We start from the raw sequence: 21732 nt of genomic DNA, 5'->3' as shown, positions 1-21732 counted from the left end.
ATTTAAAAATAAGTATTTCAATCCATTTCAATTTAAGATAATAATTTCAGCTGTATTCCGAGCAGCGGCGGAAAAAACTGTACGGAACTTCTTCCAATTTATTTCATGGCCGCACTGCAGGTTTGTTCTACTCAGTTTAGCTGATCGTCCTATCGGGGCAGCTGATGTCAAATCCTAACAAAAATTTACCAAGCCCACTGGTAATGAAACTGTTCCAAATAGATGAAAAAAAATTATAAAATAAATGTTATTTTCTTATTTTTGAAAAATTTAACATATCAGAAGTCAAAGTGAAGCGGATAAAGGCAGTCAGTTTTGAGTTTAATACTATTACCTGCTGCAGGTTCTGCCTGAAAAATAAAAACATATGGAAAAGAAAAGTTTTACTTTATTATGCCTCCTGCTGGGAACATTATCATCTTTTGCGCAGCGCATAAACATTCCAGTTGCGCAGACCGATCCGCGTTTTACACTTTCCGTGCAGCGCAGCAGTTCTATAGCCGGCGGCAGCGAGTATTATTATTTCTATGTTCAAAATAATACAAACAGGGAATACGAACTAAATGTTAACATTACCCTTGAACTGGCTTGTGCCGGAATCAAAACTATATCACTGCGTTCCGGTATTTTAGATGTCCTGCATCTGCTGCCGGGCGGCAGATATAATTCAGAGAACCAGGCACAATTTATATATTTCGGCAAAAAAGAGTGTGCAGTCCCTTTAGGGAATAACAGCTATACCCTATATAAAGGCATAAGCTGTACGATCAGCAATATAGTTGATATAAGCAGTGAAAAAGAAGAATCCGAGGCAAAAAAGAAAGCTGCGGATCAGGCGAAAGCTAAAGCTGCGGCAGACGCTAAGACGCAGAAGGAACAGCAGCTCCTAAATCAGCAAAAAAACGCAGAAAGCACACCTGCAGGCCTGCAGGCTTCCCAAAGTGTCACTGCACCAAAAAACAGTACAGCAGGGAGTTCAAATGCCGGACTTTCCGAAAAGGTGAAAGTAAATGGGCAGTATGTACAGGTATTTAGACAAAACGGACTTCCCTATGTAAGGAATGCAGACGGTTCCTATTATCAGACCAGTGAAGAAGCCTACAGCCGCATTATGTCTTCTGCAGCTAAAAACACACCGGTGAGCAGTAATCAGGAAGCGGCACAGCAGCAGGACTCCCAAGCACTAAAATTTACGCAGGACTACGCCAGAAACCAGCAGTACCAAGCAGAACGTACTGAAATCATTACCAAAGGAGTCACTGATCTGGGAAATCTTGTTGGAGGCTGGATCCAGCAGAATCAGGCGGACAAAGCAAGAAAAGAAGCCCTTGAGGAACAGCGTGCAGAAGAAGAGCGCCAGCGCCAGTACGCCCTTTACCTAAAAACCAGCAGCCGCAAAAATGCCTTTGCTGAACTGCCGTCAAAAGATATTCCGCTGTCTTCACAGGACAAAGCGCCAAGCATCTATTATTTTATATACTCCTACAGTAATCTGGAAAGCGAGTACGGAGCATCAGCCTATATTTCGAATGTTTTTGAAATAGGCCGTTACAATGATGGAACACGGGCGTATACGGCAACAGTGAAAAATGACATAGCGAACCTCAGCCCTTATGCAGAAGTCCTGCACGGTTATTATTACACAGCCCAGCAGGCCGAGCAGAAAAGACAGGAACTTATTGCTGTTTTGCAGAATACCGGTGTGGCCGTAAATACTATTTTTTACAAAGGAAAAGGCTCCGCGGCTAAATCAGGCAGTGCTGCTGCCGATAAGCAGGAGTCCAGTTACGGCACGGTGATTAGTGCGGCCGCAAAAGTTGACATGCGGCCGAATAATGGAACAGCACCAAAACCTAAGGCAGATAATTCTAAGGAAAGCCAGGCCAAAAATTACGGAACAATTATTAAATAGCCATTTATGAAGCAAACATTACTTTTTACCCTTCTGCTATTCAGCATTAGAATCTTTTCGCAGGATGCTGTAGCCGAGCTTAAATTTGAAGAAGCCGAAACCGCATTTAACAATGGTAATTATGAACTTACAATCCAAAAAACCGACGAATTTGAGAATACTCTGGGAGGTATTACCGATAAGTCTCTGTATTTACGGATAGTTTCGCAGTATAATCTCTTTAAGCCCGGCAGCTTTTACACAGATGAAAAACAGTTCACACTCTATAATTCACTAACTGAAAACACATCAAAATATATAAGGGCAACCGGAAATAATGGACTTGATGATAAATTCAAAGAAGTGTATGGCATCAGTGAAAATTTGAAAAAACTTAATTTACCAAAGGATAATATAAATTGGAAAAAAGAAAAACAGCGCATTGAAAAAGCAGAACTGGACAGACAAAATACAAAACTTGCACAGATTGAACAATGCAGAAAAGCTTTTGAGGAATTTACAATAGACGATCTTCCTTTTGGCCAGACCATAGACGAATTTCAAAAACAGCATCCGGATATTCTTCCCGGGAATTACAAAATGTCAAAAACCAAATGGGTAACCGGTGGTGATGAAGATCTTATTTATGCCTGCCACTCCAAAAGTATCGGCTTTGAGAATAAGGAAAGCTTCCTGCTGCCCTATAATTCATCAACAGGGGTTCCTATTTATGATACCGGCATACATTTGGTACTGGTAAAAAACGGCAGAGTAGTTGGATTTCAGAAAACGATTTTTTACTATAACAGCAAAGGACAGGGTAACCTGACATACTCAGAAGCGGCTTCACAGACCGATAAATATGTTGAAAAATTCAAAACTCAATTTCAGTCCTACGGCGATAAGGCTGCAGATGTCATTCCTTATTATGCCTCTCAGAACCAATGGAGCTGGATTATAACAGACAAAAAAGGCGTTCATTTATACAGTGACAATTATGTAGATGAAAAAAATCCAAAACGATGGAAAAGCTCCCTTACCTTACGAGTATTCAAAGACTATAAATAAATTTAAAAACAATTATGATTATGATGAGAAAACTACTTTTAGCCGCTATGTTAACGGTTACAACATTTGCATTTTCACAAGGTGAACTTTTTGGAACTGTAGGAATCACTAAATTCAGCGAAAAAGACAATGGGCAGAAATTTGACGGCCATAAAGGTACCGTATCTGGTAAATTAGGATTTACTTTCTGGATACCTTTCCAAGACGCGCGATTTTCAATCAATCCCGGAATAACGTATGGCAACATGGGAACCAAATTTAAGGATGGAGACGGCAGTACTACCGTAACACTTGGATATGTAAGTGTCCCTGTTGATTTTGTGTACAAAATCAAACCCATTGGAAGCACTTTCTTTTTCTCTGCCGGAGGTTACTATGGATATCTTGCTTCAGCTGAAACACAAGATGCCGAATTAAAGATAAATGATGGTGATTATTCATATAAAACAAGTGATTACGGTGTAAATGCAGGGGCTGGTTATTTTTTTGACAATGGTATTACGCTTCGTCTAACCTATACACAGGGGCTTGCTGATATTATGAATTATCCAAGCGGTGTAAATGACAGTCATCTTAAAAATTCAAATATTGGATTCTCCATCGGTTATATACTCTTTAAAAAGAGAATCTGATCCCTAATTCTACAGCATTCTATCACTTAAAACTTCCGCCATTTAAATTTTACTAGTTCTATGTCAGGTCTAGTTAAAGTTATTGGGTGTAAAACCAATCCCCAGACAAAAACTTTTGGGAACTCAGCTTTCAGCAGACATTACACCGCGATAATTTCACAATTGAAATTGGCGGAAGATATTACCTCAAAGAAAAACTGCGCTGCTGCTGCAACAGTTCTTAAAGGCCGCAAAGCAGAAACCGCTATTGAAGTTTGAATTTAAAATAATGATTATACTAATCAGCTCTGTTCTCATTGGTTCATTCGATATCAATGACCGGCGTTAAAGGAAGGGAATATAATCGCTCTATTACGGTGCCTTTGTCATTTTTTTGCTGCAGCGAGTAAACTATTGTATAATCATTTAGCTGTAAACAAATAATTTATGGATTTACCAAATTTGCTGTCAGTCAGCATTGCAGCAGCAGCTATAGGTGCTAATGGCTCCGGTTTTAAATTATTGCTTACGTAATCTGCAGCCTGCTTAGGAGCATTTGCCTGGAAAACATCAGCAATACCTTATTCTTTTATACTTGCAACACCAGTTTTCTCATCTACAATAAGATTTTTACCAATATGACTCTCTGCATCTGTTTGACCTATAGTCAACAGGCTTTTTTCCAATTTTTGACACATAAGCCGCAATGTAAATGATCTTTTTATCTGAGGCGCAATCTCTTCTGCAACTGGCTTACTACAATCCCACCGAAGCTACAGCCAACCAGGCAACATTTGTCTGCTTCCAATAGCTACAACTTTAAATAATTACTGCCCAGTACAGACAAACAAGAAAAGGCTATATAGGAAATAGGATTAAGAAATTTAGAACCATTCTAACAGCCTTTTCATTTAATACAACTGCTTTTTGAAGTAACTTTACTTATAAAAAATAGGGCAGCTTAAAATGAATATCATATCCCTAATATCTTAGAGAATGGAATGATATTATGCAGAATAAAAGTCAATTTCAAATCAGGGATCTTTAAATTTTGTAAACATTTCAAGAGCACCTCAAAGCCGTGGTTGTACCAACTTATTTAAATTACAGTACTGATGAAGAATGAAAATCATTACATCAATAGAAGCGGCTGGCTCAGGGCTGCTGTTCTGGGAGCTAACGATGGCATCTTATCCACTACGAGCATAGCGATCGGTGTTGCAGCGGCAAGTGTAACAAGAGAGCCTGTGCTACTGGCTGCTGCAGCTGGTTTAACAGCCGGTGCCCTTTCCATGGCCGCAGGTGAATATGTATCGGTGAGTTCTCAGGCAGATGTAGAGACTGCAGACCTGCAGCGTGAAAAAACGGAGCTTGAAAATACGCCTGAAGCCGAACTTGAGGAACTAGCCCAAATTTATGTACAAAGAGGATTAGATGATGTGCTTGCAAAACAGGTCGCTGTTCAACTAACGTCCCATAATGCCCTTGAAGCACATGCCAGAGATGAACTGGGAATAGACGAAATTACTCAGGCCAATCCTTTCATGGCTGCCTTTGCCTCTGCTGTATCCTTTATCATTGGAGGAATCCTGCCGCTGCTGACAGCTGTTTTTGCACCGATCAGGCAAATGGTATTTTACCAGTACGGTTTTTCAATAATTTTCCTAGCCTTATCCGGAATACTAGCCGCTAAAGCGGGAGGCTCCCATACATTTAAAGCAGTACTGCGTATCTGTATCTGGGGAACTTTTGCAATGGCTGCATCTGCTGCTGTAGGCTACCTTTTTGGAGTACGGATACCTTAATAGATTTATAAATACCGTCATGAAAAATTAGTATAGTATAAGCGTATAAAATAAAAAAAACTGCAATGCGTTATTTCGTATATATCCAAAACAATACTTCAAAATGAAACTAATCTCCTTATTTATCCTCCTTACAGTGCTTCCTATAAACTGGGAACCTGATTTTAATAATGCAAAAAAAACTGCAGAACAAAATCATAAGCTGATCCTTTTGAACTTTTCGGGTTCAGACTGGTGCGGCCCCTGCATTGTGCTTCGAAAAGACTATCTTGAAAATGCTGTATTTACAGAGATGGCAGACAAAAATTTAGTACTTGTCAATGCTGATTTTCCCAGAAAAAAGAAAAATACCGGAACACCGGAACAAGTAAAGCGAAACGAAGCATTAGCCGAAATTTACAACAAAGAAGGAAGTTTTCCCCTTACACTCCTTTTAGATGCCCAGGGAAAAGTGCTGAAAACCTGGCATGGAAAACCTGATGCAGCACCAGAGCAGTGGGTCGAAGAAATAAATGCGATCTGTGAAAGCCGAAAATAAGACCTCTGCAAACCAAAAGTACTCCCGGACACTAAAACTCATGGGCAACAGCTTTACCATTACAGTAGTGTGCGATAATGAGAAAAAAGCAAATGAGCATATCGATCTTGCCATTGAGGAAATCAGGCGCATTGAAAAATTGCTGACTACTTATAAAGAAGACAGCCAGACCAGCCTGATTAATAATAATGCAGGACTTAAGCCTGTCAGGGTAGATCAGGAGGTTTTTAACCTTATCGAAAGAGCTGTGGGCATTTCAAGAATTACACAAGGCGCATTTGATATTTCTTACGGAAGCATAGATAAAAGTCTTTGGAATTTCGACAAAACCATGACCAGACTCCCTGATGCCGAAACGGCGCTCAAAATGGTACATCTTATTGATTATCGTAATATTATTCTTGACAAGGAAAACACCACTGTTTTTTTAAAAGAAAAAGGCATGCGGATTGGATTTGGCGGGATTGGTAAAGGCTATGCCGCTGAGATGGCTAAGCAGATCCTGATTAAAAACAATGTTCAGAGCGGCATAATTAATGCAAGCGGTGACCTTTCTGCCTGGGGACTGCAGCCCAATGGCAGAAAATGGACCATTGGAGTGGCATCCCCTGATTCTCCAAATGCGGCATTCTCGTACATGGAAATATCCAATAAGGCTGTAGCTACTTCAGGCAATTATGAAAAGTTTGTAATCATTGACGGAAAAAAATATTCGCATACTATTGACCCAAAAACAGGACTTCCTATAACGGGTATAAAAAGTGTGACCATTATCGCGCCAAATGCAGAATTTGCAGATGCGATGGCTACGCCTATTTCAGTTATGGGCATTAAGGCCGGCTTGTTTTTAATAGACCAGATACCTGATCTCTATTGCATCATAATCGACGACAATAATAAAATTTATACTTCCAAAAACATTAACCTAAGATGAAAAAACCAAAGCAAAAACATCTAAAACTCTTATTCAGCATTGTTTTTACAGGTCTGCTGATTAGCTCGTGCACTCCGGTAAAAGAATATCAGAAAGGAAAAATCAACGATTCTGAAATGGTGCTCTCCAACAGGAAGATTGAAAAAACAGAACTCAGTTTCCAATCCTACCGCGAAGGAGCTTCCGGTGCTAATTCTGGAAAAAGCGGCGGCGGATGCGGCTGTAATTAATTTGATACGATTTTAAGATGAAAAGAATATTCATTACAGGATTTGCTCTGCTGGCATTATTTCAGCTAAGAGCACAAAATGTTCCCACAGATTCAACAAGTTATAAAAGTAAAAAACTAAAAATCGAGGAAGTAAACCTGGTTTCAAGTTACTACACACAGGATGGGGATAACTCAGCCGTTATGGGCGGACGAGGTTCAGAGCATCTGACCGATATTGCCAATACCATTGACGTTAAACTGGTAAAATACGGGGAAACGGGGATTAAGCATACCTTTGACATTGAAGCTGGTATCGATCATTATACCTCGGCCTCATCAGATATGATTGACCTGAGTGCCAATTCTTCCGCATCCTCTTCTGACAACCGCTTCTATCCATCTTTAACATACTTAAGAGAAAACGAACAGAAAGGAAGAACGCTCGGGATTGGGGTTTCTTCTTCAACAGAGTTTGATTACCAGTCTTTCGGGGGAAATATAAGCTTCTCGCAGAAAACCAAAGACAGAAACGGGGAATTTACAGCCAGATTTCAAACTTTTATTGACCAGCTGAAATTAATTGAGCCTGTTGAACTCCGCACCGGAAATGAAGGTTATGGCAGTGCTAATCGAAATACCTTTGCCGGAACCTTAAGTTATACCCAGGTTGTCAATAAAAACCTGCAGGTCATGCTTATTGGTGACGTTATAAGCCAGAACGGATATTTAAGCCTTCCCTTTCATAGGGTCTATTTTCAGGACGGGTCCGTACATCAGGAAAAAATGCCCGATACCAGACTGAAAATTCCTGTTGGAATCAGGGCCAGTTATTTTGCCGGAGACAATATCATTATCAGGGCTTACTACCGCTATTACACGGATGACTGGAGCCTGAAGGCGCATACCGCTGATCTTGAAATTCCTGTAAAATTAAACCAGGCATTTTCAATTAGTCCCTTCTACAGATATTATACCCAGACAGGTACGAAATATTTCAAACCATATGGCGAACATACGGCAGCAGATGAATTTTATACGAGTAATTATGATTTATCTAAATTCGACAGTAGTTTCTTTGGAATGGGTATGAAATTCACGCCGCCGAATGGAGTATTCGGGTTCAGACACTGGAACACATTGGAGATTCGATATGGACATTACACCCGAACCACTAATATGACTTCAGACATCATCAGCATCAATATAAAATATAAATAATTAGCAGTATGGTTCCAAATAATAATTCCAGTCTTCTTTCTGTGTTTAAGTGATCAAATACTCATGTATTGGTAAACGTAAATACTGAAAGCCAGAACTATGGTCCGGCTGATCAGAAAAATTTGATGTCAATTTTATCGGCCGGATCGTAACCAATTGTAATATGAATTACTTAAGTTGTGATATATATAAAAGTACAGAGCGGATAAGGATCCTTACTGTCTGTTTATTGAAATAATGACAATACGAAAGAGTTAACCTATTATGAATGATCGTCTATATTATAATTAAAGCCCAAAAGTGCATATGGAAAAATAAATATCAAAAAATCGGCAGGTTACAGACTACAACATTTAAACGTTTAGATATATTTAACAAATTACATTTGCTAAAGCATTAATTGAATTTTATTTAATAATTTAAAATTTAATTCCACATTCCTCTTTTTCTTACCTTACAAGTACCATAAAAAATTATGATATGAGCCAAACATTCTGGATTGAAACAAACTGGGGGACATCGATAGATAATGTAGGTAAAAAAGAGATTCTTTCAGTACTTAATGAACTTTCTTTAACTCAAAATCCAAGTGCTGCATTTTGGGTTGTCGACAAAGAAGGTTTAAACGTTTTGCAAATACATAAGAATCTCTGTCTTCATTATATTTACGGAGAAAACCTGGATCGAAAATTAAGCATTAAGCTGCAGAAAACGGAGGACTGCTTGTATTTTATTGATCAGTTAATTGAAGGGAATTTTTTTGTTTCACAAGGAAATTTAGATAGGATGGATTTCTTTCAATAGTCATAAGGCCTGATATAAAAATCAATATAGGCACTGCATGACAAATCTGTGAGTAGAGTCCCTGTTAACAAACTTCTTAAGGTTGTTTAAGAATCCAAAAAAGTTCACTATCTTGATCGCTGATATCAAGACAATAACAACTTGAAAGTATAGTAAAGGGTAACTTCAAACTGATCGCACTAAGCTTATTACTTTTGTACAAAATGAAAATACTTTATGAAATATAGCACAAGATCATCAACACCTGGCTGAAAATTTCCCTTTGTTTATGTTTTTTAATTAGTATACTTAATTGGGTTACATGATTTGATAGGTTTAATTCTTCATATACTTATTAACGTAGTGCTGGATATGTCATTTCTTTTGTTTTGAAGTTCTGCCATTATCCATACGCATACATATGGATATTTTGGAGAAAGGAAATTACAGTCACTGGTTCATAATGAAAAATGTTCTAGTCTTGAACCTGAAGTAACATCTAAAATTTCTCGTATAAAAAAAGGATCTATAAGGCGGGGATTTCCTATTATGGAAGCACTTATAAACAGGGGAAAAAAATTAACTTGAAAGAAGATTGTTGCGCCAACTTTTGTAATTTAAAATATGAAGCACCAGGGATTGATATAAAAAAAATAACAGGGAATTCATCAACTCCAACTTTCAAGCACTTTAAGCCGTCATCATTCCTTAAAATATATTTATGATAATGCAGGTAAGAGTTCATAAAACCTCATCTTCCTGCCTCTCCTTCCTAATAAAATAGATACAAATGAGAAGTTACTTTTTATCTTAAAACGAAGCTGGAAGTATCATTAAAAATATTGCTAGTCATCACTTTTTCTAACAGGGATCTTAAAGACGCAACATCAGCCGGTTTTACAGCGTAAAAGTCCGCCCCAAGCTCGAGTGCAGTATAAATACTGTCCGGGTTCTGGGAAGTCGAATACATAATTATTTTTATATCCCTAAGTTGATCATTGCGGCTCCTGATTTCCTGCAAACACTCAAAACCGTTTTTAACTGGCATATTAATATTTAAAAAAATTACATCCGGCATTGGTTCTGGGTTATCATTTAAAATATTGCACAGCTCCTCCCCTCCAGTGATCTCGCGAAGATTCACTGCCTGACTTACTTCCCTTAAAACCTCTGCAAATATAATTCTGTCATCCTGATCATCATCAACTAAATAAACATTCTTTATCGTCTGCATATAATTGTTTTTTTTTTGATCAACTGCATTAAGATAAATCTAAGATTAATGTAACGCTGAGATCGACACCACATTGTGGGCGTATTATGCGGACAAAACAGCCATCTTCGGCGCAAAAATCAGCTAGTCTTATTTTGTTTAATAAAATTACAAAAACATTAAACATTTTACTAATCATTTTTATTATTTTTATAATTGAGCCGACAAAATAATTCAAATAAAATAAAAATATTTATTCTAACAGATCGATCTATTCATTAGCCAGTAAGGCCGATATAAAATTAATAGAGGTTATGCCTGGCGAATCTGTCTTAGAATTCCAGATTATTAATTTCATGATATATCAAAAGAATCATCCACACCACGCTGAAATTTTCTCTCTGTTTGTGTTTTTTTAAATTAGTGAACTTATTTTATTTTTACATGATTTGACAGATTCAGTTCTTTCATGTACTTATTTACTGTAGTGGTGGATATCTTATATCCTAAGTTTTGAAGTTCCGCCATAATCCGTACACGTCCATATCGCTGCTTAGAAGCGTAAAAAATGGAGGTAATTTCCTTTTTAATTAACAGTTTCCTTTTTTGTGTTTCAGTAAGTGATTCTCTTTTCCATACTAAATAGGTATTTCTACATAAATCCAAAGCTTCACATATTAGTTTAATAGAGTATATTTTTTCATGCGTCAATATGAAATTAAAGATAATTATATTGTTTTGATAAAGATAAGGCTGTGCTTTTTTTAAAATTTCAAATTTTAAATCTGATTGTTTAATTTTCTTTTCAAGGTTCTTAATCTTCTGGCTTTCGAGATTTGATTTTAAATAATTGTTTTCCTGACTATTTTCACTGGTGTATTTTTTATACTCTTTACGCCATTGGCTTAATGCACCGGCATAAAGGTCCAGTTCTTTTTCCAGTTCAGACAAGCACTTCCTCTGGTAGCTTAATCTTACAGCTTTTTCTTTAAAGGCAAAATCATATTCTTTTCTAGACTTTTTCATAAACTGAATTATTGATTTTAATAAATTCCTCAATCGTTTTATAATCCAATGCAGAATGCCTTCTTTCTCTATTATACCAATTTTCAATAAATTCACATATTTCCTCCTTCATCATCTTTTTAGTGAGCAGTTTTTCTTTTTTATAAATTAATTCTCTTTTAAGCGTACTGAAAAAGCTTTCTGAAACCGCATTGTCTAAATGATCTCCTTTACGACTCATGCTTCTTGTACATTTATAAGAATCTAATAAAGCAGTAAAGACCTTATCAGCATACTGCACTCCTCTGTCAGAATGAAATATTAATCCATTTGAAATAATTCGTTTTGATGCAGCCATTTCAAATGCTGTGATAACAGTCTGCTGTGTTGTTAACCGTGAACCCAAACTCCATCCGACTATCTTTCTATCATATAAATCCATTATTATCGTAAGATATAGAAAACCTGTTAGTGTCTGAATATAGGTAATATCAGATACCCAGACTTTAGCGGGCTCGTTTGCTGTAAATTCTCGATTTAAAACATTGGCAGGGGTATAATAAGTATGATTGGAATCGGTGGTGGCTTTAAACTTTCGTTTTGCAGCTTTGCGCAGTCCTAACTGCTTCATATAAAATGCAACCTGTTTATATGATATTTTGTAGCCATGATCATTAAGTTCTTTGGTTATTTTATTTCTTCCAAAATACTTCTTGTTATGGAAAAATATTCTTGTAATATCTTCCTTCAATATAACTATATACTGCTGTTTTTCTGAAATCCCATTCTTTTTCCATCTATGATACCTTCCATATCCTATTCCTAGAACTTTACACATCAGTAAAATTGAATATTTATCTTCGTTGTCATTTATGAATTGATAAACGGCCAATTTACCTTGGCTGAGAAACGGGGAAGCATTTTTTAAAATCTCATATCGAAGTGCTGATTCTTTAGATTTTTTCTCAAGCTTAAAAACATGCTTGTCATCCGGATGTACCCTAATGTATCCTGACCCTGCAAAGCTTCCTTCACCAAACTGCTGATATTCCTTGCGCCATCTTGTTAACAGGCATGGCAGTATCCCAAGTTCTTCTGCAAATCCTTTCAGACTGATTTTTTCATAACTTAACTCAACAGCATTCCTTTTAAAAATTCTGTCGAATCTTTTATATTTTTTTGTCATTAGCTTAGATTTTAATGCCTGATTCAAGGAAAACTATATGGTATAGAATAAAAGGGAATAATCTTTACGAGCAGTTTGATAACATTGATTAAATACTAATTTGGAGATTAATTGACAAAAAAGTACCGAACATTTCTAAATGTATTATAGAGTTATGCTAAATATACAAAAAATAATATAGACAGACCACTTGAAGACTTATCTCACGATTACCTATGTTGAGTAATTTGGTAATGAGAAATAAATTAGGTTTAAGAAAATACATTCTATTATTTGAAAAAGATCTTAAATCACTAGATGACTGGAAAATTGAAGAATGAATATTTTTTATGTGTTTGATAATCATTTTTTCTCTGTGTGTCTATCTAATTGAATTTTTAAAAACAAAGCGTTTCAGAGCATATTTTCAGGACCAATCAATCAATTTTAAAATTTTAATTTTATATTTGTGAAATAAATTTAAGAAGTACAAAAAAACACAGTAAAACTCTTTAAATCAAGTATTTAAGCATTAAAAAAGAAGTACAAAAGTTTTATGGCAAAATCGTGGCACTTCACCTTTTATAAAACAATAATTGCAGTATAAGCGGGCCCTGCCGAGCTTAGGTTCGAATCCTGCTCTCCCCACCAAAAGGGTAAAGAAACGAAAACGAAAGTTTTTCAATCTTTTCAAAAACCCGCAAAAAACGTGGTAAAGCCTGCAAATCGTAAGATTCGCAGGCTTTTTTGATTTACTGCACTTTTCAGATTTTTATAAAAGTACTCAAAACTTCTGCGGCAGAATCGTGGCACATTAATTTAGCTTTTTAAAAATTAAATCTCTGCAATCATTTAATCCGAATGTTAAACATTTTTAATACTGATCTATTACTTTAAAACAGCAGCAATTTGAATATTTATTTTATCGGAAACCTTGTTTTTAACGAGACTTGGTATCTTAATATTAAAATCATTTGCAATTACGGTGAAATCAGATAAAATACTAATTCCAATTGCTGACTTAAATATTTTTGCTGTGGTTTTTATATCTTTGGATTTTCCGTGAAGTTCCAATTTACCTTTTATAATAAAAACTTTACTATCTGCATTTAAGCTGTTAATGTCAAAATTTTCTATTTTCCCTCTAAATATCGCTTTTGGGTATTGGTCACTTTCAATGTAATTTTCATTAAAGTGTTCTTCCATTAAAGCAACCTTAAATTGAAAACCTTTCATTAAGGCTAAACTTGCAATCTCTCCTGTTGCAGGATTCAAAACAAAAGTAACATTATTATTTACTGCCTTAACTTCTTCAAAAGAAGGAACTGAAGCTTCAAAAGTAACTTTCCCTGATTTACTAATCATTTTTTCTTGTGAAACACCAATAGCGCAGACACATAACATTGCAATGAGTATGATTTTTTTCATTATTTCGTCTTTATATTTTTGTCTAAAACCATTCTATTTTTAGCTTATTTTAAAACAGCAATAATTTGAATTTTGACTTTATTATCCAGTTTATATTTAATAAGCGCCGGAATTGGAATACTAAAATCACTTGCATTTACTTCAAAATCAGAAATAAAGGTAATTCGAGAGCCCGATCTTGTAATTTTTGCATCAGCATTTATATCCTTAGATTTTCCATGCACTTCTAATTTTCCTTTTATAATGTAATCTTTATAATCATCTGTTAGATTTTTAATGTCAAAACTTTCAATTTGTCCCCTAAAAACAGCTTTTGGATACTTATCAGTTTCCATGTAATTTTCATTAAAATGTTCTTCCATTAATGCCATTTCAAATTGAAATCCTTTCATTAAAGCAAGGCTTGCTACTTCTCCTGTTGCGGGATTTAAAACAAAAGTTACGTTACTGTTTGTTCCTGCAACCGGCTGAAAAGAAGGTACTGAAGCTTCCAGAGTTATTGTTGCAGATTTAGTTACTATTTTTTCTTGTGAAAAAACAATAAAAGAAGCCAATATCATTGGCATTATTATGATTTTCTTCATGTTCTTGTTATAGATTATTTTTCTAATAATCCATCCTGATTCCATTTATTTATAATATCAATAGTCGTTTGAGGTAATCGGGGTCCACCTTGCGGCATTAATGAGCTATCTCCATTTTCTAAAGAAATTCGTGTCAGCAATCCTCGGTTTAAAACTGCATTTTTTACCTGTTCATAGGTAACTAAAGACATTGGCGCTCCATTTTTAGGTACCGCCGCATGACATACAACACAGTTATTATCAATAATAGATTTTACATTTTGATTGTATGTTGCCAAACCATTAATCGGTGTATTGTCAGTTAAGGTACTGGGATCATCGTTGGCACAACTTACAAAGATTGAAGCTAATGATGAGATGGCTAAAAGGGTTTTTAAATTCATAAGATTGGTTTTTAGTTATAAATAAAGGCATGATTTTAAGAGAATAATCAGGCGTTTCAAAATCATATACGTTGAAATGAATAATACAGATTTGGCAAGAGACATATTTAATGGTCTAAATCCAATAGGCATTTTTTAACGTAGATAAATCGAAATACTAAAACCAGTTATGAGAAAAAAAATACTTATTACAATTTCCCTTTTTATAATAATCGGAATTTCGGTGTGCCTTTACATCTACAAAGGGCACAGGAATATAGAAACAGAAACTGCCGATTATATTGTAACCGTTAACGAACTGGAAAGGGAGTTTGCTTCAAACGATAGTCTGGCGAACATCAAATATCAGGACAAAACAATTGAATTATCTGCACGAGTAACAAATATTGATACAGCCAGTAATGGAATTGTTATGAGCGAAAAAATATTTGTGAAATTCAAAAAACGTTTGCCCCAAAATATAATATCTGGGAAAAACCTAAAGATTAAAGGGCGCTTTTTAGGATATGACGAATTGCTCCAAGAATTTAAAATAGACCAATCTTCAGTTGTGCACTAATACAAATAACAATTTAAAACTAACCTCATGAAAAACTTTATTCTATTATTTTTTTTATTCCCGCTATTAACCTTCTCCCAAACCGATTTGTTGTCTGGAGTAGAAACACCTTCTGCAAAAGAAAAAGTGACATCTGCATTTAAAGCCCTAAAAATTGTTAATCTCGAATCTACAAAATTGGCCGCAAAAGGCGATTTGTATTTTGTTGTCGCACACCGATTTGGTTCTGTTAAAGATGGTTTTGAAGGTTTCTACGGATTGGACAATGCCAATACACAAATAAAATTTATTTACGGATTAACAAATGGACTAAACGTAAGTGCTGCAAGAAGTGAATTTGCTTATGACTTTGCAACAAAATATATGCTGTTTCCTCAAATAAAAGACGGTTTTCCTGTTACTATCGCCGGGTTTAATAGTTTGTCTATTAATAACACGTTAAAAGAAAGTCTGTATCCGAAACTTCAATTTAAAGACAGGCTGACTTATGTTGCGCAGCTGTTAATTTCTAGAAAATTTTCTGAAAAATTATCTTTAGAAATAGTGCCTTCATTTTTTCATCAAAATTTTGTTGAAGACATAGACCAAAGCAATACTCAATATGCCGTAGGTTTTGGAGGCAGATATAAATTCGCAAAACGCTGGTCCTTAAATATGGATTATTCGGCTCATTTAAACAGAGCTGCAAACTCTCTTTATAAAAATCCTTTATCAATAGGTTTTGATTTAGAAACGGGCGGACACGTTTTTCAAATGCATTTTACCAGTTCTCAGGCAATTGATGAAGCTGGATATCTGGGAAGAACTACCGGCGACTGGACAAAAGGAGACATATTTTTTGGATTTAATCTTGCCCGAGTTTTTTAGTATCTCCTTTATAATTAAATTATTAGGTAATTTCTGTATTTATAATCATTCTAAATTTATTGATTTACTGTTGTTTCTAAAACCGGATGGATGATGTAAACGTAGATAATTTTAAAAACAAAAAAATTATGAAAATTAATAAAACAATCAAAAAAGGACTTTTTATACTAGGCGGAGTATTTGTGCTATTTATTGCCATTTTGCTTTTTCATATTATAACAGCAAAACCACCCGTTTATGATACTCCAAATCTGCAAATAAGCAGAATCGATTTTAAATCAGATATCGATTCTCTGCAAGCAAGAAAAATATGTGCTGACTTAAGAAGCATAAAAGGCCTGACATCTGATTCTATTATTATTAAAAGAAATGTTGTGGTGTATTTCCACAATAATAAAATTACAAACTCTGAGAAAGTTTTCAATGAGTTGATGGCTAAAGGGCGTTATGATGCTAAGCGTTACATTTTACCTGCAAATTTAGCAAGCAAAGAAGTCTGTCCTATGAATCAAAATAGTTTGAGCTACAAGTTGTCTCAAAAAATAAATCGTTTTTTTAATTAACCCTTTAATACCTTATTTTATGAAAATTTATTCAAAACTTACACTTAGTGTAATAATTGCTGCATCTGCAACTATGATTTCCTGCAGCAGTAATGACGACGAAACACCACAACCGCCCGCAAAAGCTTCAATCTACGAGCGATTAGGCGGAACTAAAATGGTTGCTGATCCAGATAATTCCGGTCAAATGATTGAACAGGGACGTTTGAATTTCCGTAAAGTGGTAAATTCAACTATTGGATTAATTGTTGCTGATATTCAATCTAATGCTTCAGGTAATCTTCAGGCACATTTTGCTCCGCTGTTAGCAGAAACCGGAACTACGCAATCTACTAATATCGCTAAATTATCAGATAATTTAACTGATTTCTTTTCGTTTAATACGGGAGGCACAAACGCTGTAAATACGTATTCTGGATTGAGTATGTCAGCTGCACATGATCCTGCAAAAAATCCTCGTATGGGAACAAAATCAAGTAGTGCAGATTATACAAAATTTGAAGGATATGTTGGTGCTGCAGCCAATGCAAATGGTGTTGCTTCAAATACGGAACTTTATACAGATATAGTTGCTGTTTTAGAATCATTGAGAACTCCTATCGTTCAAAAATAATTTCTTCTGAAAACGCTGCCTGAAATAGGCGGCGTTTTATAATTTCATACTGCCAGGTCTTATATTTTGATATATGTTTAAGATAAGGAATATTTAGGATAAGAATATTTTTTTTGAAAACCTGATGTCATTATAAGTAAAAGCAATTATATAAATTACCCAATTTGAATCAATCTATTCCATAGCGTTAAAGGTACTTCTAGCGTTGTTGTATAAATTAGTCAGTAATAATTTTTGAACTTTTTAAGGAAAGCATAAATATGGAAAATTTTAATATGTCCAGTTCCACCACTTTTTACGCATTAGGGTTGAGTTATAAGAAAGCAGATGCGGCAATTAGAGGGAAATTTAGTTTAGATACTAAAGCACAATCTGATTTATTTTTACAAGCCAAAGCAGAAGGTATAGAATCATTAATTGTAATTTCTACTTGTAATAGAACTGAAATTTATGGTTTTGCCAATCATCCTTATGAGTTAATTAAATTGCTTTGCAAAAACAGCAATGGTTCTGTAGAAGAATTTCAGGAAGTTGGTTATATCTACAAGAATGAAGAAGCTGTTAACCATATGTTTCGAGTAGGGACAGGCTTAGACAGTCAGATTCTGGGTGATTTTGAAATTATCAGCCAAATTAAAATCGCTTTTAATTATAGTAAACAACAAGGTTTAGTAAATACATTTATGGACCGTTTGGTAAATACTGTAATTCAAGCAAGTAAAAAGGTCAAAACAGAAACTAAAATTTCTTCTGGTGCAACATCCGTTTCTTTTGCATCAGTACAATATATTATCCGAAATGTAACTGATATCGGCAATAAAAATATTTTATTATTCGGAACAGGTAAAATTGGCAGAAATACTTGTGAAAACTTAGTAAAGCATACTAAAAACAGCCATATTGCCCTTATAAACAGAACAAAAAACAAGGCTGAATTATTGGCCGGAAAACTAAATGTTATTGTAAAAGATTACGCCAATTTACAAGAAGAAGTTCAAAAGGCCGATGTACTGGTAGTAGCTACAGGAGCAAAAAACCCAACTATTGACAAAACATCGCTGAATTTAAAGAAACCTTTATTAATTCTGGACTTATCTATTCCAAGAAATGTAAATACGAATGTAGAAGAAATACCGGGAATTACTTTAATACATTTAGACCATTTATCTCAAATTACTGATGACAATCTGGAAAGGAGAAAACAACATATTCCTGCAGCAGAAGCTATTATTGATGATATGAAATTAGAATTGAATACATGGGCAAATGATCGAAAATTTGCACCCACTATTCATGCCTTAAAAGCCAAGCTAAATGATATTGTATTAGCTGAATTTGCTTTACAAAAAAAGAAAACAACCAATTTTGATGAAGTCCAGATTGATTTAATCAGTTCCAGAATTATTCAAAAATTAACAAACCACTTTGCAAGTCATTTAAAAAATGAAAATACTTCACTGGATCAAAGTATTGATTTTATTGAAAAAATATTTCAAATAGGTCAGCTTGCGCCAAACAAGTCTTCCATACAAATACAAGAAAAATACAAAGTCAATCTTTCATAGAAATTACAGAACTAATCCGGTTCTAAAATTGTCACATTAGGGCCAAAACGAGAAGAGCTTCAGGTTTTTCTAAATCTTTTCTACATCTCTTGATCGGAAAAATCTAAAAACCCATGTAAGCTAAAAGACCTTTTTCATGATGAAAAGGGCTTTTTTTTGGATTCAAATGTCGTAAAATTTAATTTTAAACAACATTATTATTGTACGACAAGATTACAGAGCTGCTCAAGATTGCGCAGATGCTTTTTGATCTGTAGCTGTTTTTTTGTATTATCTTGATATAAATCAATTCCTTTCCTATTAAATGTCAATAATTAAAAAGATCTTTTAACGGAAATTTGCACTTTAAATAATACGCATTTCAGGTGTTTAAATAATTTTAATTTTTTTAATATGGAAACTACTTCATTAAATAAAAACGGTCTGGCTTCTTTTTCCCTTTACAATGTTGCTTTTACGGTTGCCGACTTAGATCAGTCTATCGAGTGGTACAAATCTATTTTCGGTTTTGATCTTGTAAGCCGCGTTACCTTTACTATTCCTGCCGGATCGGCAGAAACAGCAATTATAAAAGCCGGGGAACTTCGTCTTGAACTTTTGCAGGTGCCAAATGCAAAACGAATTGAAGAGCTTTTTGCAGAAGCACCACATCATCTGACTCCAATTGGTAATAAGTCGATTGTGCTGCAGGTGAATGACCTTGCAGCGGCCTCACAAGAGCTTGAAGAAAAAGGAGTGACATTTGTGTGGCGCGAACTTTATATTGCAGGCGACAAAATGCTTTGTACAATGATTCAGGATGTAGATGGAAATAAAATAAATATTTTTCAGACTGATACTATTATTGGTAATTAAAACAAATAGTTATAAAATTTTAAGAGCTGTAGCAATAAACGTTGCAGCTTTATCTCTTTTTTATAAGGATGGATAAAATTGCTGTTGTCTTTAATTAAAAGAGTTTACCAGATCCCCATCATCAGGATGTGCACTGAATGCTAAATGTAGTACCCATATCCCTACTCTTCCTTAATTCCCAGTTTTTCTTCGAGTTCTTTTACTTTATTCTCCAAGCTTACGATGTATTCTTTTTGTGGCATTAGTGCCTCATCAATCTCCTGAGTTGTATAACGTGGCGTTATATGTTGCGGACAGTTCCAGTCGTATGCCTGAATTTCGAATACTATCATTCTCTCGGGACGGAACTTATAGTCTTCAGGTTTTAACAGATCATATAATTGCTGATTGTCCTCCAATTCTACAATCTTTGCCTTGGCATAAAGTTTTAGTCTGGCACGGTGCGGATAAGAGATCATAATGACAGCCACATTATTATTGGTAGCAATATTTCCAGTAGATATATATTGTTTGTTTCCCACAAAATCAACAATTCCAATGGTTTTATTATCAATGACTTTTACAAAGCCTTTTGGTCCTCCGCGATGCTGTATATAGGGATATTCATTCTCACCGAAACTTGCCATATAAAAACTGTCGCGATCTTCTATAAAATAAATTTCATTATCGGTAAGTCCGTCAACGACTGACATTTTTTCCATTCTGTCATAACCATTTCTGCTTCCCTTTTTTTCCTGCAGGTCTTTAACAGCATCCGTAAAAGCTAATTTTGCATAATTCATAATTAAAGATTTAAGTTATTAGAATTTTATATTACAGGCAAATTGTAATGCCTGGAAAACCCTAAAAAATGATGCTCAGCGTCATTTTTTAGGATTAAAATACTTTTTTATAATTCCTGAATTTGTCTGATCATCTGGTTGGTAAATCCCCACTCATTATCATACCATGCCATAACTTTTACCAAATCCCCATCTACTACTCTTGTCATTTCCATATCAACTGTTGCTGCATACGGACTTTTAATAATATCAGTTGATACCAGTGGTTCATCTGTAACTGCTACCACTTTCGCATAGCGTTCTGTTAAAGCTTCTTCCGACAATATAGCATTAATCTCTTCGGGTGTTGTATTTCTTTCTGTCACAAAAGTAATGTCAGAAATAGATCCCACAGGAACCGGAACCCTTACCGCAACACCGTCAAATTTTCCGACATATTCAGGCAGCGCTTTGGTTGTAGCAATTGCAGCGCCTGTAGCAGCCGGAGCCAGGTTTATACCTGCGGTTCTTCCCATTCTTGGCTCTCTTTTAGAAGGAGCATCTACTAAGGTTTGAGAAGCAGTATAAGCATGTATGGTATTTAAAATAGCTTTCTTTATTCCTATTCTGCGGCCTAGAATCTCTATAAGAGGACTGATATTGTTAGTCGTACAGCTGGCACAGGAAAAAATAGAAACTTTACCTTCTGCTGTATTGACCCCATGTACTATTGTCGGGGTGTCTTTTGTAGGACCAGAAATTACAACAAATTTAGCTCCCGCTGTAATATGCTTTTCAGCATCTGTTTTATTGGTAAACAAACCTGTACTTTCGATAACTGCATCTACCCACAGTTCTTTCCATGGCAGTTCCAAAGGATCTTTTATTGAAGTGTATCTTATTTTGCGGTCGTCTATTACAATATTATTACCTTCAAAAGTTACTTTTTTATCATACTTACCGTAGATACTGTCATATTTTAAAAGGTAAACCGCATTTTCAATACTCATAAGGTCGTTAATTCCTACCAGTTCTAGATCCGGAGATTCTAATATTACTTTTAAAGACGCTCTCCCAATTCTTCCAAAACCATTAATTGCAATTTTTTTCAT

The 21732-nt window shown here is 35.2% G+C and carries 24 protein-coding genes; 16 read left to right on the top strand and 8 right to left on the bottom strand.

What is annotated here, in order from left to right; all coding sequences use genetic code 11:
* Positions 1-478: 478 nt before the first annotated feature.
* From ASE21_RS03625 to ASE21_RS03580, 10 genes are all read left to right on the top strand, one after another.
* Positions 479-1912 carry a hypothetical protein gene (locus ASE21_RS03625; RefSeq protein WP_128414650.1) on the top strand — a complete coding sequence of 478 codons (1434 nt, stop codon included), beginning with the start codon at positions 479-481 and terminating at the stop codon, positions 1910-1912.
* 6 nt (positions 1913-1918) lie between these two features.
* Positions 1919-2959, top strand: coding sequence for a hypothetical protein (locus ASE21_RS03620; protein WP_057121215.1), 1041 nt, complete (start codon positions 1919-1921; stop codon positions 2957-2959).
* Between the two features lie 20 nt (positions 2960-2979).
* Positions 2980-3591: a porin family protein gene (locus ASE21_RS03615; RefSeq protein ID WP_157848767.1), complete on the top strand. Its 612-nt coding sequence runs from the start codon at positions 2980-2982 to the stop codon at positions 3589-3591.
* 60 nt (positions 3592-3651) lie between these two features.
* Complete coding sequence (locus ASE21_RS03610; protein WP_057121213.1) at positions 3652-3849, top strand: hypothetical protein; 198 nt, start codon at positions 3652-3654, stop codon at positions 3847-3849.
* Positions 3850-4685: 836 nt separating this feature from the next.
* Complete coding sequence (locus tag ASE21_RS03605) at positions 4686-5375, top strand: VIT family protein (protein WP_057121212.1); 690 nt, start codon at positions 4686-4688, stop codon at positions 5373-5375.
* A gap of 103 nt (positions 5376-5478) precedes the next feature.
* Positions 5479-5913: a thioredoxin family protein gene (locus ASE21_RS03600; protein WP_057121211.1), complete on the top strand. Its 435-nt coding sequence runs from the start codon at positions 5479-5481 to the stop codon at positions 5911-5913.
* 40 nt (positions 5914-5953) lie between these two features.
* Complete coding sequence (locus ASE21_RS03595; protein WP_242410214.1) at positions 5954-6847, top strand: FAD:protein FMN transferase; 894 nt, start codon at positions 5954-5956, stop codon at positions 6845-6847.
* Positions 6844-7077: a DUF4266 domain-containing protein gene (locus tag ASE21_RS03590; RefSeq protein ID WP_057121209.1), complete on the top strand. Its 234-nt coding sequence runs from the start codon at positions 6844-6846 to the stop codon at positions 7075-7077. The genes ASE21_RS03595 and ASE21_RS03590 overlap by 4 nt, the downstream gene beginning before the upstream one ends.
* A 17-nt stretch (positions 7078-7094) precedes the next feature.
* Positions 7095-8276 (top strand): DUF3570 domain-containing protein, encoded by a 1182-nt coding sequence (locus tag ASE21_RS03585; RefSeq protein WP_057121208.1) that lies wholly within the window; start codon positions 7095-7097, stop codon positions 8274-8276.
* Positions 8277-8756: 480 nt separating this feature from the next.
* Positions 8757-9080 (top strand): hypothetical protein, encoded by a 324-nt coding sequence (locus tag ASE21_RS03580; RefSeq protein WP_057121207.1) that lies wholly within the window; start codon positions 8757-8759, stop codon positions 9078-9080.
* 784 nt (positions 9081-9864) lie between these two features.
* Here ASE21_RS03580 and ASE21_RS03575 read toward each other — a convergent pair.
* From ASE21_RS03575 to ASE21_RS03550, 6 genes are all read right to left on the bottom strand, one after another.
* Positions 9865-10293 (bottom strand): response regulator, encoded by a 429-nt coding sequence (locus ASE21_RS03575; protein WP_057121206.1) that lies wholly within the window; start codon positions 10291-10293, stop codon positions 9865-9867.
* Positions 10294-10701: 408 nt separating this feature from the next.
* Positions 10702-11298 (bottom strand): IS3 family transposase, encoded by a 597-nt coding sequence (locus tag ASE21_RS03570; RefSeq protein WP_128414649.1) that lies wholly within the window; start codon positions 11296-11298, stop codon positions 10702-10704.
* Positions 11285-12463: an IS3 family transposase gene (locus ASE21_RS03565; protein WP_057121204.1), complete on the bottom strand. Its 1179-nt coding sequence runs from the start codon at positions 12461-12463 to the stop codon at positions 11285-11287. Before ASE21_RS03565 ends, ASE21_RS03570 begins: the two co-directional genes overlap by 14 nt.
* A gap of 867 nt (positions 12464-13330) precedes the next feature.
* Entirely contained in the window at positions 13331-13870 is a 540-nt protein-coding gene (locus ASE21_RS03560; RefSeq protein WP_057121203.1) for a YceI family protein, read from the bottom strand.
* Between the two features lie 44 nt (positions 13871-13914).
* Positions 13915-14454, bottom strand: coding sequence for a YceI family protein (locus ASE21_RS03555; RefSeq protein WP_057121202.1), 540 nt, complete (start codon positions 14452-14454; stop codon positions 13915-13917).
* Between the two features lie 14 nt (positions 14455-14468).
* A complete protein-coding gene (locus ASE21_RS03550; RefSeq protein ID WP_057121201.1) occupies positions 14469-14837 on the bottom strand; it encodes a hypothetical protein in 369 nt (122 codons plus the stop codon).
* 169 nt (positions 14838-15006) lie between these two features.
* Here ASE21_RS03550 and ASE21_RS03545 point away from each other — a divergent pair, with 169 nt between their 5' ends.
* From ASE21_RS03545 to ASE21_RS03520, 6 genes are all read left to right on the top strand, one after another.
* On the top strand, positions 15007-15396 hold the full coding sequence (locus ASE21_RS03545; RefSeq protein ID WP_057121200.1) for an OB-fold protein: 390 nt from the start codon (positions 15007-15009) through the stop codon (positions 15394-15396).
* 27 nt (positions 15397-15423) lie between these two features.
* The gene (locus ASE21_RS03540) at positions 15424-16263 is read left to right on the top strand and encodes a DUF5777 family beta-barrel protein (RefSeq protein WP_057121199.1); all 840 of its coding nucleotides are present in this window, start codon (positions 15424-15426) and stop codon (positions 16261-16263) included.
* Between the two features lie 128 nt (positions 16264-16391).
* On the top strand, positions 16392-16826 hold the full coding sequence (locus ASE21_RS03535; RefSeq protein WP_057121228.1) for a hypothetical protein: 435 nt from the start codon (positions 16392-16394) through the stop codon (positions 16824-16826).
* Positions 16827-16845: 19 nt separating this feature from the next.
* Positions 16846-17439, top strand: coding sequence for a hypothetical protein (locus tag ASE21_RS03530; protein WP_057121198.1), 594 nt, complete (start codon positions 16846-16848; stop codon positions 17437-17439).
* A gap of 260 nt (positions 17440-17699) precedes the next feature.
* Positions 17700-19004: a glutamyl-tRNA reductase gene (gene hemA, locus ASE21_RS03525; protein WP_057121197.1), complete on the top strand. Its 1305-nt coding sequence runs from the start codon at positions 17700-17702 to the stop codon at positions 19002-19004.
* Positions 19005-19397: 393 nt separating this feature from the next.
* On the top strand, positions 19398-19859 hold the full coding sequence (locus ASE21_RS03520) for a VOC family protein (protein WP_057121196.1): 462 nt from the start codon (positions 19398-19400) through the stop codon (positions 19857-19859).
* Positions 19860-20020: 161 nt separating this feature from the next.
* Here ASE21_RS03520 and ASE21_RS03515 read toward each other — a convergent pair whose 3' ends face one another.
* Together ASE21_RS03515 and ASE21_RS03510 are read right to left on the bottom strand one after the other, a co-directional pair.
* Positions 20021-20641, bottom strand: coding sequence for a pyridoxamine 5'-phosphate oxidase family protein (locus ASE21_RS03515; protein ID WP_057121195.1), 621 nt, complete (start codon positions 20639-20641; stop codon positions 20021-20023).
* 107 nt (positions 20642-20748) lie between these two features.
* On the bottom strand, positions 20749-21732 hold the full coding sequence (locus ASE21_RS03510; RefSeq protein WP_057121194.1) for a type I glyceraldehyde-3-phosphate dehydrogenase: 984 nt from the start codon (positions 21730-21732) through the stop codon (positions 20749-20751).

Source organism: Flavobacterium sp. Root901 (assembly GCF_001429765.1).
GTDB lineage: Bacteria > Bacteroidota > Bacteroidia > Flavobacteriales > Flavobacteriaceae > Flavobacterium.
This window is presented reverse-complemented; position numbering and strand designations above follow the sequence as displayed.